This window comes from Actinocorallia aurantiaca (assembly GCF_039533685.1).
In the GTDB taxonomy this organism is placed as follows: Bacteria; Actinomycetota; Actinomycetes; order Streptosporangiales; family Streptosporangiaceae; genus Actinocorallia; species Actinocorallia aurantiaca.
This window is the reverse complement of the sequence record NZ_BAAATZ010000029.1, coordinates 427,103-439,365: the sequence shown is the minus strand read 5'-3', so window position 1 is coordinate 439,365 and position 12,263 is coordinate 427,103. Positions and strand designations below refer to the sequence as shown.

Annotated in this window: 13 protein-coding genes and 1 pseudogene; 7 read left to right on the top strand and 7 right to left on the bottom strand. The window is 71.6% G+C overall.

The annotated features are described in order from the left end of the window. The 4 genes and pseudogenes from ABD327_RS30060 to ABD327_RS30045 all read right to left on the bottom strand — a co-directional run. Window positions 1–770: pseudogene (locus ABD327_RS30060) on the bottom strand (D-beta-D-heptose 1-phosphate adenosyltransferase); the annotation flags it as partial. After that, window positions 767–1,345, bottom strand: a complete 579-nt coding sequence (locus ABD327_RS30055; protein WP_425547256.1) for a D-sedoheptulose-7-phosphate isomerase — start codon at window positions 1,343–1,345, stop codon at window positions 767–769. The pseudogene ABD327_RS30060 and the gene ABD327_RS30055, both read right to left, overlap by 4 nt. Further along, window positions 1,345–2,553, bottom strand: coding sequence for a glycosyltransferase (locus tag ABD327_RS30050; RefSeq protein WP_344455367.1), 1,209 nt, complete (start codon window positions 2,551–2,553; stop codon window positions 1,345–1,347). The genes ABD327_RS30055 and ABD327_RS30050 overlap by 1 nt, the downstream gene beginning before the upstream one ends. A gap of 287 nt (window positions 2,554–2,840) precedes the next feature. Beyond that, window positions 2,841–3,260, bottom strand: a complete 420-nt coding sequence (locus ABD327_RS30045; protein ID WP_344455365.1) for a hypothetical protein — start codon at window positions 3,258–3,260, stop codon at window positions 2,841–2,843. A gap of 195 nt (window positions 3,261–3,455) precedes the next feature. Between ABD327_RS30045 and ABD327_RS30040 the strand changes: the two genes are divergently transcribed. The 4 genes from ABD327_RS30040 to ABD327_RS30025 all read left to right on the top strand — a co-directional run bounded on the left by ABD327_RS30040 (window position 3,456) and on the right by ABD327_RS30025 (window position 7,196). Further along, window positions 3,456–4,397 (top strand): aliphatic sulfonate ABC transporter substrate-binding protein, encoded by a 942-nt coding sequence (locus ABD327_RS30040; protein ID WP_344455362.1) that lies wholly within the window; start codon window positions 3,456–3,458, stop codon window positions 4,395–4,397. A 10-nt stretch (window positions 4,398–4,407) separates the two neighbouring features. Then, window positions 4,408–5,160, top strand: a complete 753-nt coding sequence (locus ABD327_RS30035) for an ABC transporter permease (protein WP_344455360.1) — start codon at window positions 4,408–4,410, stop codon at window positions 5,158–5,160. Then, on the top strand, window positions 5,133–5,861 hold the full coding sequence (locus ABD327_RS30030; protein WP_344455358.1) for an ABC transporter ATP-binding protein: 729 nt from the start codon (window positions 5,133–5,135) through the stop codon (window positions 5,859–5,861). The genes ABD327_RS30035 and ABD327_RS30030 overlap by 28 nt, the downstream gene beginning before the upstream one ends. An 87-nt stretch (window positions 5,862–5,948) precedes the next feature. After that, window positions 5,949–7,196 carry a GNAT family N-acetyltransferase gene (locus ABD327_RS30025; RefSeq protein WP_344455356.1) on the top strand — a complete coding sequence of 416 codons (1,248 nt, stop codon included), beginning with the start codon at window positions 5,949–5,951 and terminating at the stop codon, window positions 7,194–7,196. Window positions 7,197–7,208: 12 nt separating this feature from the next. Here ABD327_RS30025 and ABD327_RS30020 read toward each other — a convergent pair whose 3' ends face one another. The 3 genes from ABD327_RS30020 to ABD327_RS30010 all read right to left on the bottom strand — a co-directional run bounded on the left by ABD327_RS30020 (window position 7,209) and on the right by ABD327_RS30010 (window position 9,638). Beyond that, a complete protein-coding gene (locus tag ABD327_RS30020) occupies window positions 7,209–7,580 on the bottom strand; it encodes a hypothetical protein (RefSeq protein WP_344455353.1) in 372 nt (123 codons plus the stop codon). A 197-nt stretch (window positions 7,581–7,777) separates the two neighbouring features. Further along, the gene (locus tag ABD327_RS30015) at window positions 7,778–8,560 is read right to left on the bottom strand and encodes an HAD-IIA family hydrolase (RefSeq protein WP_344455351.1); all 783 of its coding nucleotides are present in this window, start codon (window positions 8,558–8,560) and stop codon (window positions 7,778–7,780) included. A gap of 70 nt (window positions 8,561–8,630) precedes the next feature. Further along, window positions 8,631–9,638, bottom strand: coding sequence for a tyrosine-type recombinase/integrase (locus tag ABD327_RS30010; RefSeq protein ID WP_344455349.1), 1,008 nt, complete (start codon window positions 9,636–9,638; stop codon window positions 8,631–8,633). Window positions 9,639–9,976: 338 nt separating this feature from the next. On the opposite strand from ABD327_RS30010, the gene ABD327_RS30005 reads away from it, so the two are divergent. From ABD327_RS30005 to ABD327_RS29995, 3 genes are all read left to right on the top strand, one after another. Beyond that, entirely contained in the window at window positions 9,977–10,996 is a 1,020-nt protein-coding gene (locus ABD327_RS30005) for an MDR family NADP-dependent oxidoreductase (RefSeq protein WP_344455346.1), read from the top strand. A 5-nt stretch (window positions 10,997–11,001) separates the two neighbouring features. Then, window positions 11,002–11,436 carry a MerR family transcriptional regulator gene (locus ABD327_RS30000; protein ID WP_344455344.1) on the top strand — a complete coding sequence of 145 codons (435 nt, stop codon included), beginning with the start codon at window positions 11,002–11,004 and terminating at the stop codon, window positions 11,434–11,436. 191 nt (window positions 11,437–11,627) lie between these two features. Next, window positions 11,628–12,236: a hypothetical protein gene (locus ABD327_RS29995; protein ID WP_344455342.1), complete on the top strand. Its 609-nt coding sequence runs from the start codon at window positions 11,628–11,630 to the stop codon at window positions 12,234–12,236. Window positions 12,237–12,263 lie beyond the last annotated feature (27 nt).

Sequence of the window (12,263 nt, the reverse complement as noted above, 5' to 3'; positions counted from 1 at the left end):
CCCGGCACGTGCGGCGCGGGCACGAGGACGGGCGGCTGGTCGCCCGTCGACAGCAGCGCGCCGTGCTCGCCCAGCGTCACGCTCACCCCGGTGGCCCTCCAGCGGGCCCGCAGCGCCGCCGCGTCCGTGGCGGCCTGGGCGTAGCCGCCGGGACGGGCGGCCGGAGCCGTGGAGGCCAGGACGCGGGCCTCCTGCCGGTCGGGCGTCACCAGGCGCGCCCCCGGGACGGGCACCGCGCCGCGCGGATGCGGATCCCACACCACAGGAGCCTCGGCGGGAAGCGCCTCCAGCAGCGCCCGCAGCACGGGGTGGGCGGCCACGCCGCGGCCGTAGTCCGACACCAGCACCGCCCCCGCCTCCCGGACCACCGAGGCCGCGGCGTCGGGCAGGCCGGTGCGGCCGTGCAGGCGCCCGTCCCCCCGGTCCACGCGGACCAGGGGGCGGCCGTGCGCCATCAGGCGCGTCTTGCGGACCGTGCGCCCGCTCAGCGCCAGGCGCACCACCCTCACCCCCCGGCCTTCCAGCAGTTCCAGCAGCGTCAGCGCGTCGGGGTCGTCGGTGTCGGCCAGCGCCGTCACCAGGACCACCTCGCGCGAGGAGGCCAGGCGCGCGGCCTGCACGGCGGCCAGCCCCGCGCCTCCGGGGCGGGGGCGTTCGACGGCCAGGTCCACCACGGGCACGGGCGCGTCCGGGGCCAGCCGTTCGGAGGTGCCCTGCAGGTCCACGTCCAGCAGCGTGTCGCCCATGACGACCAGCGGTCCGGCCCTCATGCCCGCACCACCACCTTGTGCGGGAAGCGCACCCGCTCGTCGACGACCGCGCACAGCAGGTGCACCACCGCCAGGTGGACCTCCTGGACGGTCGAGGTCGCCGGGGCGTCCACGCTCAGCGACTCCTGGCAGGCGGAGGCCAGCGGGTTGGGCGCGGGCCCGGTCAGCGCCCAGGTGCGCAGTCCCGCCCGGGCGGCGGTGTGCGCCGCGGCGATGACGTTGCGGCTGGTGCCGCTGGTCGACAGGGCCAGCAGGATGTCCCCGGGGCGCCCGTGCGCGCGGACCTGCCTGGCGTACAGCTCGTCGGGGCCGTAGTCGTTGACGATCGCGGTGACCGCCGAGGTGTCGGTGTGCAGGGACAGCGCCGAGAACGGGCGGCGCTCGGCCTCGTAGCGGCCGACCAGTTCGGCCGTCAGGTGCTGGGCCTGGGCGGCGCTGCCGCCGTTGCCGCAGGCCAGCAGCCGCGCGCCGGAGCGCAGTTCCTCGGCCAGGAGGCGTCCCCACCGCAGGAGCAGCGGGGTCTGGCCGCGGACCTGGGCCAGCGCGGTCTCCAGACGGGTCAGATGGTTGTCGATCATGACCTGGCCTCCCCCATCGGCACGGCGGCGCGGTCGGCCACCTTGGTGTAAACGGCTTCGGTCCCCTGCGCGACCTGCTCCCAGGAGTAGAGGGAGTGGGCCCGGCGCACCGCGGCGGTGGCCAGGGTGCGGCACCAGCCGGGCGCGTCCAGGACGCGGCGCAGGGCGCCGGCGAGCGCCCGGGGGTCGCGCGGGGGGACCAGCAGGCCGGTCGTTCCGTCCACGACGGTGTCCAGGTGCCCGCCGACGGCCGAGGCGACCACGGGCGTGCCGCAGGCCATCGCCTCGACCGGCACCATCCCGAACGGCTCGTACCACGGCACGCCGACCACCACGTCGGCCGAGCGCATCAGCGCCGGGACCTCCTCGTGCGGTACTCCGCCCAGGAAGACGACGCGGTCGGAGATGCCGTGGCGTTCGGCGACCGCCCTCCAGCGGGCGATCTCGGGGTCGCGGTCCAGGTCGCGGCGGGCGGGGCCGCCGGCGACGAGCAGTTCGGCCTCCGGCAGTCGCGCCATCGCCTCCAGGACGGTGTCCAGGCCCTTGCGCCGCACCAGGCGGCTGACGCTCAGCACGCGGAACCGCCCGTTGCGCCCGGCGGCCGGGCCGTCGGGCCGGAACAGCCTCAGGTCCACCCCGCACGGCACGATCTCCAGCCGGAACGGGTGCACGCCCAGCGCGCGCAGGTCGTCGGCCTCGCTGGTGCAGGTGGCGATGACGGTGTGGGCGCGGCGCGCCACCAGCGACTCCAGGCGTCGGCGGGCGGGCGGGCTGTTGTCCGCGCCGCCCTGGTGGCGGCGCTTGACGACGCCCAGCGCGTGGAAGGTCTGCACGACCGGAACGTCCGGGACGCCGGGCCTGGCCGTTCCGCTCAGAGCGGCCCAGCCGCTCATCCAGAAATGTCCGTGGACGATGTCGGGGAGGTCTTCCGTCCACCGTTGTGCCAGAAATTCCGCGAAGTACGGCATGTAGGGCATCAGTTCGTCTTTGGACACCGGCTCCGCGGGCCCGGCGTCGACGTGCTCCACGGTGAACCCCCGGGTCCGCACGGTCCGCGGCAGCCCCGGCGAGTCCCTGCGCGTGAAGACCGTCACCTCGTGCCCGCGCCCCGCCAGCGCCTCCGCCAGCGCGGCGACGTGGACGTTCTGCCCTCCCGCGTCCTCTCCGCCCAGAGTCGCCAGCGGACTGGCGTGTTCGGAGACCATGTGAACGAGCAAAGCCCCTCCCCGAGGATGCGCAGGTGCCGCGCACAAACTGAAATCCGAATTCGAATCAGTCGCACACATCAGGACAGTAAAGTCCTATTTGCGAGTATCAACGCTCGCCTTCCATTGTTCCCATGTGCAAAGGGCGGAATGCCGGAATCGTGGTAAAGAACCACAATTCCGATCTCTCGGCAATTAATGGCACGGAATTTATCCACACGGCGTTTGAAGGGGTTCACGCGGGAGCCCGGACGCGCCGCCGGTGCGGAACGTCCGGGCCCCGGGGCTCACCTGTCGTGCAGGTCGTCCAGCATCAGGCTGATTCCTATGCCCAGCAGCCACACGTCCTTGGCCAGGGGCAGGCCCGCCTGGGTCGGGCGCAGGCTCCCCTCCTCCCGCATGCCCGGGATCCGCAGGTACAGGCCCGTCAGACCGCCGGCGAACGCGGTGAGGGCCGCCCCGGCCACCAGCGAGGGGACGAAGGGTGCCAGGAGCAATGCGCCGATGACGATCTCGCCGTTCGACAGCAGTCGGACGAACCGGCGCGGATCCTGGTCCTTGAGGAAGGGGTAGGCGCCCACCGCCATGCCGTGCACGCCCTCGGCCGCCGCCTGGTCGGCGGAGCGCTTGCCCATCCCCGAGTTGAGGATGACCAGTCCGGCGGACAGGCGGGCCGGGAACTGATGCGGTCGCATCGAGATTCTCATGATTTTCCTCGCGATACCGGACGACAGGGACCTTTCACTGCTCCTTCCCGGCCCCCTCCGCCCCATCCGCGCCCCTGCGGAGTCTTGACCGCTCTCCGGACAGGTGCAAACCAGACATAAATCCTAGTAATCCAGTAGGATTTATGTGTATGCTCGCCGCCGTCTGGTCCGCGCACCACCAAGGAGCACCCCCCGATGCGCCGCTTCACCCTCGCCCTCGTCAGCACGATCGCCCTGCTGGGCACGCTCACCGCCTGCGGGGGCGGTGAGAAGGCCGGGTCCGAGGACGGGAAGCTGCGCGTCGGCTACCAGCGCTTCGGCGGCCAGAGCCTGGTCAAGGCCCGCGACGCCGCTCCGGACGCCGCCTGGTCGCTGTTCGAGAGCGGCCCCGCCCTCACCGAGGCGCTCAAGGCCGGCGCGATCGACATCGGCCAGACCGGCGAGGCCCCGCCGATCTTCGCCCTCGCGGGCAGGACCGAATTCAAGATCATCGCGACCTCGCAGCCCGTGCCCAAGGGCGAGGCCGTGCTGGTCAAGGAGGACAAGGGCTTCAAGACCTTCAAGGACCTCAAGGGCAAGAAGGTCGCCCTCAACAAGGGCTCCAACGTCAACTGGCTCCTGGTCAAGCTGCTCGAGGCCAACGGCATGAAGATCACCGACCTCGACGTCAAGTACCTCAAGCCCGCCGAGGCCCGCCCCGCCTTCGACAACGACCAGGTCGACGCCTGGATCATCTGGGACCCCTACTTCTCCCTGGCCGAGCGGCCCGGCGTGCAGATCCTGGCCGACGCCACCGGCCTGGCCAACAACCGCGAGTACCTGCTGGCCTCCCCCGAGGCCCTGGAGAAGAAGCCCGACCTGATCCGCGAGTTCGTGCGCGTCTACCGCGAGACCACCGACTGGGGCATCGCCAACCCCGAGGAGCGCGTCAAGGTCCTCGCCCCCGAACTCGGCCTGGAGGAGGACGTCGCCCGCCGCGCCCTGGAGCGCAGCGCCCAGCCGCTCGCCCCGGTCGACGCCGCCATCGGCGACGAGCTCCAGGAGATCGCCGACGGGTTCACCGAACTGCAGCTCATCCCCGGCAAGGTCGACATCAGGAGCCGGATCGACGACCGCTTCGCCGACCTGCTCAAGTAGGCGTCGACCGGTGCGAATCCGCAAGATCATCACCCCCCTCGCGCTGGTGGCCGGATGGGAGGGCGCCGCGCAGGCCGGCGTCCTCTCGCCCGACAAGCTCTCCCCGCCCAGCGCCGTCCTGGCCGCCGCCTGGCGGTTGTCGGCCGACGGCACCCTCGGCCTGCACCTGATGGAGTCCGTGCAGCGCGCGCTGAGCGGACTGCTGATCGGCGGCGTCCTGGCCCTGGTACTGGGCGCCGCCGCCGGGCTGCTGCGTATCGGCGACGACCTCATCGACCCCACCGTGCAGGCCGCCCGCATGCTCCCGCACCTGGGCCTGGTCCCCCTGCTGATCATCTGGGTCGGGATCGGGGAGTCCCTGAAGATCTCCCTGGTCGCCCTCGGCGCGTTCTTCCCGATCTACCTCAACACCTACGCCGGGATCCGCGACATCGACGAACGCCTCGTGGAGGCGGCCCGCACCTGCGGGCTCAACACCTGGGAGCGCATCCGCCACGTCATCTTGCCCGGCGCCACCCCCTCGCTGTTCCTGGGGCTGCGCCTGGCCTTCGCCAGCGGCTGGCTCAGCCTCGTCGTCAGCGAGCAGGTCAACGGCCAGAGCGGCCTGGGATTCATGATGATGGAGGCCCGCGACTTCGCCCAGACCGACATCGTCGTCCTGGGACTGCTCGTCTACGCGCTCCTGGGACTGGTGTCGGACCTGGCCCTGCGCACGGCTGAAAGGAAGGTGCTGTCGTGGAGACGCGGACTCCGGGCCTCGTGACCGCCACCGGGATCCGGCGGGTCTTCGGCGAGGCCGTCGTGCTCGACGGAATCGACCTGGCCATCGGATCCGGCGAGGTCGTCGCCCTGCTGGGCGCCAGCGGCTCGGGCAAGAGCACCCTGCTGCGCATCCTGGCCGGCCTGGACCAGGACGCCTCCGGGAAGTTCACCACCTCCGGCTCCCAGGCCGTCGTCTTCCAGGAGCACCGCCTGCTGCCCTGGAAGCGCGTCGCCGACAACGTGGCCCTGGGCGTGCGCGGCGACGCGGTCAAGGAGCGGGTGGCCGCCGCGCTGGAGGAGGTCGGCCTGGCCGACCGCAGCCGCGCCTGGCCCGCGGAACTGTCCGGCGGCCAGTCCCAGCGGGTCGCCTTCGCCCGCGCCCTGGTCCGCGAACCCGACCTGCTGTTGCTGGACGAGCCGTTCGGCGCGCTGGACGCCCTGACCAGGCTGCGGATGCAGGCCCTGTTCGGCCGCCTGCACGCCCACCACGGCTTCGCCGCCCTCCTGGTCACCCACGACGTCGACGAGGCGCTGCTGCTCGCCGACCGGCTCCTGGTCCTGGACACCGGCCGCATCGCCGAGGAGATCGAGGTCGACCTGACCCGGCCCCGCGCCGTGGACGCCCCCGGCTTCGGCGCCCTGCGCCGCAAGCTCCTCAGCCTCCTGCACGTCCCCGCCTCCCCGGAGGAGACCGGATTCTGAGAGGGCGTGAGCGCCGAAAACCCTTTTCGCTCCTCCCCGCGGGCGGCATAGCGTGAGCTGTACCGACCGCCGGGAGAGGGGAAGCAGATGGGCGTGGATATCCGCCTGGTAGAGCAGAGCGACGAGGACCTGACCCGGTGGTGGCGGGCCCGCAGCATCGGATACCTGAGCGGAACGCAGGTCGGCGAGCAGGACCTGGCCTACCTGCGCGAGGCCATGGACCCCTCCCGCACCTGGGGGGCCTTCGAGGACGGCCGATGCGTGGCGACCTTCCGCGGCTTCACCCAGGAGGTGACCGTCCCCGGAGGCCGATTCCTCGCCTCCGCCGTGGTCAGCGGGGTGACGGTCTCCCCCACGCACCGGCGCCGCGGGCTGCTCACCCGCATGATCGAGCCGTACCTGCGCCGGGCCAAGGAGAGCGGCGACGCGATGTCCTCCCTGATCGCGGCCGAATACCCCATCTACGGGCGATTCGGGTACGGGCCCGCGACCTGGCTCACCGACTTCCGCATCGACACGCTGAGGGCCGCCCGACCGGGCCTGCCCGCGGAACCCGACGACGGAGGCCGGGTCGTGCTGGCCGACCTGGAGAGGATCGGGCGGGAAGGCCCGGAACTGCACGAACGGGTCCGCCGGATCCGGCACGGGATGGTCACCCGGCCGCCGACGTGGTGGAAGAGGGCGACCGGCGAGTACCGGCTGACGGAGTCCGTCTGGCAGGAGCCGTACTGCGCGCTGTACCTGGCGCAGGACGGGACCGTCGACGGGCTGGTCGCCTACACCGGCCGGGAGGTCTGGAAGAACGGCGTCCCCGACTCCGTCCTGGACGTCAAGGACCTGCTGGCGGCCACGCCCGCCGCCGAGCGGGCCCTGTGGCACTACCTGTGCTCGGTCGACTGGGTGACGACGATCAACGCCCCCTCACGCGCTCCGGACGACCTGCTGCCGCTGCTGGTCGGAGACGCCCGCGCCGTCACGCCCACGGCCTGCTCCGACCACCTGTGGCTGCGGCCCCTGGACGTGCCCGCCATGCTGACCGCCCGCTCCTACCAGGCCGAGGGAGCCGTCGTCCTGGACGTCCAGGACAAGGACGGGCTGGCCTCGGGCCGGTTCCTGCTGGAGGCCGGCCCTGACGGCGCCTCCTGCGTCCCGACCGGCCGGACCCCCGACCTCACGCTCCCGGCGGCCGCGCTGGGCAGCCTCTACCTGGGAGACGAGTCGGCCGTCAGGCTGGCGGCGCTGGGCCGGCTCGCCGAGGAGCGTCCCGGGGCGGCGTTCGCGGCCGACACGCTGCTGCGCACGTCCCGCCGCCCCTGGTGCCCGGACATCTTCTGAGCGCCGTCGCGGTCAGACCTCGGTGTTCTCCTCGATGCGCCTGAGGTGGTGGCGGGCCAGCGCCAGGTTGGCCCGCTCCCGGTCCAGGGCCATGTACATGAACAGGCCCTGTCCGTTGCGCCCCGACAGCGGGCGGATGATGTGGTACTGCCGGGCCAGGGTGATGAGGATGTCCTCGATGGTGTCGTTGAGTGACAGCTGCTCCATCGTGCGCATCTTGGCGCGCATGACCTCGGTGTTGCCCGCCGCCGCGATCTGCAGGTCCAGCGCCTTGCTGTTGCCCATGACGCCCAGTGCCATGCCGCTTCCGTAGTCGACGATCGCCGCGCCGATCGAGCCGTCGATGGCCATCATCTCTTTGAGGGACTGGTCAATATTGGACATCAGTGGTCCTTTCTCTCAAAACGGGCCCGTCCGAGCTCCCGCGCGAGCCCGGACGGAGTCTTGTGGCCGTCAGCGTCCTGAGAGGATATAGCGATAAGAAAGGAAAGAGCGGTCATTTCCCTGGAATCGTTATTAAGTACTAACAAGTACTTTTCTCTCGGTATTTTTGTAGTGAAATATACTACCGAGGATAAGAATCATTCCACCATCCCGACCAGATCCGCCACCGAGTCGAAGACGTAGGACGGCCGGTAGGGGAAACGCTCGATCTCGTGCCTCCGGGTCACCCCCGACAGCACCAGCACCGTCTCCATGCCGGCCTCCATCCCCGAGACCACGTCGGTGTCCATCCGGTCGCCGATCATCACGGCGGCCTCGCTGTGCCCGCCCATGCGGCGGATCGCGCTGCGCATCATCAGCGGATTGGGCTTGCCCACGAAGTACGGCTGCACCCCGGTCGCCTTGGTGATCATCGCCGCGACCGCGCCGCACGCCGGAAGCGATCCCTCCTGCGTGGGGCCCACGGGGTCGGGGTTGGTGCAGATGAACCGGGCGCCCCGCTCGATCAGCCGCACCGCCCGGGTGATCTGGTCGAAGCTGTAGTTGCGGGTCTCCCCCAGCACCACGTAGTCGGGGTTCAGGTCGGTCAGGATGTAGCCGACGTCGTGCAGCGCCGTCGTCAGCCCCGCCTCGCCGATGACGTAGGCGGTGCCGCCGGATCGCTGGTCGGTCAGGAACTTGGCGGTGGCCAGCGCCGACGTCCAGATCCACTCGGGCCTGACGTCCAGGCCCGCCGCGTCCAGTCGGGCCGACAGGTCCCGCGGGGTGTACAGCGAGTTGTTCGTCAGCACCAGCAGCTGTCTGCCCGACGAGACGACCTTGGCCAGGAAGTCCGCCGCCCCGGCGATGGGCGTCCCCTCGTGCGTCAGGACGCCGTCCATGTCCGACAGCCAGTACTCGGTCGTCTTGAGTTCCCTCATACGGGCATTCTCGCAGCTCACGCCGCCGCGACCGGGGCGGGTGCGGGGCCGGGCGCGCCCCGGACCCGCCTCACAGCTCGTCGGGGGCCGGGATCCTCAGGCGGGAGACCGCCTCCTGGCGGACCCGCTCGGGCCGCCGGTCGTAGCGGGAGGTGGTGACCGGGGATGCGTGCCCGGCCAGCGCCTGGACGGTCGCCAGGTCGGCACCGGTGTCCAAAAGGTCGCCGATGAAGGTGCGGCGGAAGTCGTGGGCGGTCAGGGCGGGCAGCCCCGAGGCGAGGCGGCGCCGGTTCAGCAGCTGCCCGATCGCGGCGGGCGTCATCGGGCGCGGACGGTCCAACAGGGCTCCGCTGCGGTGCAGGGCGGGGAACAGCGGACCCGTTCGCGCCCCGTACAGCGCCAGCCACCGGCCCAGGTAGACGGCGGTCGGCTCGTTGAGGGGCGCGGCGCGTTCCTTGTCCCGCTTGCCCACCACCCGGATGAGGCGCGAACCGGGGTCGTACTGCTCGATCCGGGCGGCCGCCAGCTCGGCGCGGCGCATGCCGGTGTTGTAGAGCACGGCGATGAGCGCGGCGTCGCGGCTTCCGGCGTGGGCGGGGTCGGCCAGGCAGGTGCGCAGCAGGGAGACGAACTCCGAGGCGGCCAGGCTCCGTCCCGCCGGCAGGCGCGAGCCCGTCACGTTGGGGACGTCGCGGGCGCGGTGGTAGTCCTCCGCGGTCATCAGCGTCAGCCGCCACGCCGTCTTGAGCACTCCGCGCAGGGCCGAGAGGTGCTTGTTGAGGTAGGACGGGGACCAGGGCTCGCCCGCCTGGTTGATCTGGCGCAGGAGGGTCGCGCGGATCAGCGAGGTGTGCTCGTAGCGCAGCAGGTGCCAGGGGAAGAGCAGACCCGGGCGGTCCTGCCCGGAGGCTCCGGTCAGGAGGGCGATGCGGTCCAGGCAGCCGCCCATCGTGCGGGCCGACTCCACGCCGCGCAGCCCCGAGAGGTAGACGAGGTAGGGGTTGCGGGCCTCGGGGAGCGGTCCGGCGAACGCGCCGGTGACCTGCCCGCTCCGCCCGTCGAGAAGATCCAGCTCCATCAGGCGAGCGTACCGGCCGGGAAATCCTCGGGGCCCCGGGAACAACTGCCGGGAGGGTTCTGTTGTGGAAGACGTGGCCGGTGTGCTCGGTGTCCCCGGGCCTCACCTATCGCCTTCGCGGAATACCGTTCGGCTGGAGCCGCGTTGTGCCTATCGCCGAGAGGCGACCCCGCACACCGCGCCGCGACGTGGACGGCGTCTCGCCCGGGTCTCCCGGTGCGAGGCGCCGTTCCGCTTTCTCCCCGGCGAGACGAAGGACTTGACCCTGACGCGCGGGTCAGGGTTTACCGTTTCGGCGCTCTTCCGGAAGGACCGTGGAGGGCCGCTGAGGAGAAGTCATGACGCTGCCGCGCTCGTCCCGTGAAGTCCGGCTCATCTCGGTGCCCGAGGGGCTGCCCCGGCCGGAGCACTTCGCGATCGTCGAAACGCCCCTGCCCGTCCCCGAGGAGGGCGAGGTACTGGTCCGCAACCGCTGGTTCGCCGTGCTGGCGGCGCTGCGCACCCTGATCGGCGGTGCCGCCAAGGACACTCCGCTGCCGCCGCTGCTGCCCGGCGACACCCTGTTCGGGCCGGCGGTCGGTGAAGTCGTCGCGGCACCGGGCGATGACGGTCCGGCCGTCGGCGAGCTGGTCTCCCACTGGCAGGGCTGGCGTGAGTACGCGGTCGTTCCCGTGGAGCAGGCGCTTCCCTTGGGCGACGCGCTGCCCGATCCCGCCGCCCACCTGAACCAGGGCTGGAGCGCCTACGCCGCGCTGACCAGGGCCGCCGCGCTCCGGCCCGGAGAGACCGTGTTCGTCACCGGCGGCGCCGGAGGGGTCGGCGGGCTCGCGGGGCAGATCGCCCGGCTGCTCGGCGCGGGCCGTGTCATCGGCAGCACGGGCTCGCCGGAGAAGGCGGCCCGGATGATCACCGAGCTCGGCTATGACGCGGTCGTGCTGCGGGGCGCGGAGCCGATCGGCGAGCAGCTCGCCGAGGCCGCCCCGGACGGCATCGACGTCCTCATCGACACCGTCGGCGGCGAGCAGCTGCGAGCGGCGGTCGGAGCTGCCCGGCAGCACGCGCGCTTCGTCCTGGTCGGCGCCTTGTCGGGACAGCTCGCCGAGACCGGGGGCGGCGCCGCCGCCCCCGTCGAGATCGACTCCTACCGGCTCATCCTCAAGCAGATCACGGTCACGGGCTTCAGCGGAGGCCAGGACCCGGACGGGCGGGCCGAGTGGACCGGGCGCTTCGGCGGATGGCTGCGCTCCGGCGAGATCGTCTTCCCCCACGTCCGGGTGCGGGGCATGGACGACGCTCCTCAGGCGTTGCACGATCTGATCGACGGACGCTACTACGGAACCGTTCTCGTGGAGGTGTAGGGAGCTTGGCGCAGCAGGAAGAGCCGATGCGGATAGGGGACGCGGCCGCGGCTGCGGGCACCACACCGCGCGCACTCCGGTTCTACGAGCAGCGCGGCCTGCTGCTGCCGCTGCCCAGACGCACCGCGAACGGCCAGCGCGTGTACGGTCCGCAGGACGTCGGCAGGATCCGGGTCATCCGGGAAATGCTCTCCCTCGGGCTCACCGTCGAGGACGTCCGGAGCTACGCGCCCCGGCTCGACCTCCTGGTCGAGGCCCTGCCGGGAGAACGCTGCTCCGGCACGCCCGCTGTCGTCATGAACCGCCTGGCCGCTCTCGACGCCGAGATCGCCAGGCTCACCCGGCTGCGCGACCAGCTCGCCGCCACCCTCCCTCCCGCCCGCTCAGAGTCGCCCGAGCCCTGTGGCGAACGGGTCACCAGGGCCGCAGGGATGACCTGACCGCTCCAGGGACGGCGTTTCGCCCGGATTTTCTCGGTGCGAGGCGCCGTTCCGCTTCCACCGCCCGACAAACATGAAACTGTGTCACCTTCCGGCCAGAGCCGAAGAACTTTCACCTATTGACGTAACATTTGTCGCTTTTTACGTTCATGGTGGCTTCTCATCCCGCCCCCCTCGAAGGAGACGGCCCCATGAAAACCCTCCACGCACTCGCCGCCGTGACGGCCGCAGGAGCGACCGCCCTGGCCCTCGCGAGCCCTGCCTCGGCGCTCTACGCCGGGAACGTCCAGGCCTCGCTGCTGGGCACCGCCTCGGTGACCACCTCGCTCGGCGGAGGAAGCTGCACCTCCTCCACCCTCACCGGAAACCTGGCCTCCAGCGGCGCGCTGACCGTCAGCGCCGCCAGCTTCAGCTCCTGCTCCGGAGCCACCGTCACCGCCCAGAACCTGCCTTGGACCGGCGGTAACATCACCTCCTCCACCGCGGTCCCCGGAGGACGCGACGGCACCGCGACCCTCGCCGGCTTCCGGATCCGGGCCGTCGTCAGCATCCTCGGCAGCAGCGTGACCTGCATCTACGGCGGCAACGTCACCGGCAACGCCTACAACGGCACCAACCCCGCCCGGCCCGTCGCCGCCAACAACCAGTTCCAGATCGCGTTGAACAACGCCAGCGCCCCCAAGCTGTCCGGCAGCAACTTCCTGTGCCCGGGCACCGCCAGCGTCACCGCCACCTACCAGCTGCTCGGAGAGAGCAGCCCCGGATCCGGCGTCTACAACCAGACCATCAGCCTGCCCTGACCCGACCCCGCACACCGGTTCCGCCCA

Bases quoted from the DNA above. Each gene is read 5' to 3' on its own strand.
- ABD327_RS30020 (WP_344455353.1), bottom strand. From the start codon at position 7,580: ATGTCCAATATTGACCAGTCCCTCAAAGAGATGATGGCCATCGACGGC.
- ABD327_RS30010 (WP_344455349.1), bottom strand. From the start codon at position 9,638: ATGGAGCTGGATCTTCTCGACGGGCGGAGCGGGCAGGTCACCGGCGCG.
- ABD327_RS30025 (WP_344455356.1), top strand. From the start codon at position 5,949: ATGGGCGTGGATATCCGCCTGGTAGAGCAGAGCGACGAGGACCTGACC.
- ABD327_RS29995 (WP_344455342.1), top strand. From the start codon at position 11,628: ATGAAAACCCTCCACGCACTCGCCGCCGTGACGGCCGCAGGAGCGACC.
- ABD327_RS30040 (WP_344455362.1), top strand. From the start codon at position 3,456: ATGCGCCGCTTCACCCTCGCCCTCGTCAGCACGATCGCCCTGCTGGGC.
- ABD327_RS30050 (WP_344455367.1), bottom strand. From the start codon at position 2,553: ATGGTCTCCGAACACGCCAGTCCGCTGGCGACTCTGGGCGGAGAGGAC.
- ABD327_RS30005 (WP_344455346.1), top strand. From the start codon at position 9,977: ATGACGCTGCCGCGCTCGTCCCGTGAAGTCCGGCTCATCTCGGTGCCC.
- ABD327_RS30015 (WP_344455351.1), bottom strand. From the start codon at position 8,560: ATGAGGGAACTCAAGACGACCGAGTACTGGCTGTCGGACATGGACGGC.
- ABD327_RS30045 (WP_344455365.1), bottom strand. From the start codon at position 3,260: ATGAGAATCTCGATGCGACCGCATCAGTTCCCGGCCCGCCTGTCCGCC.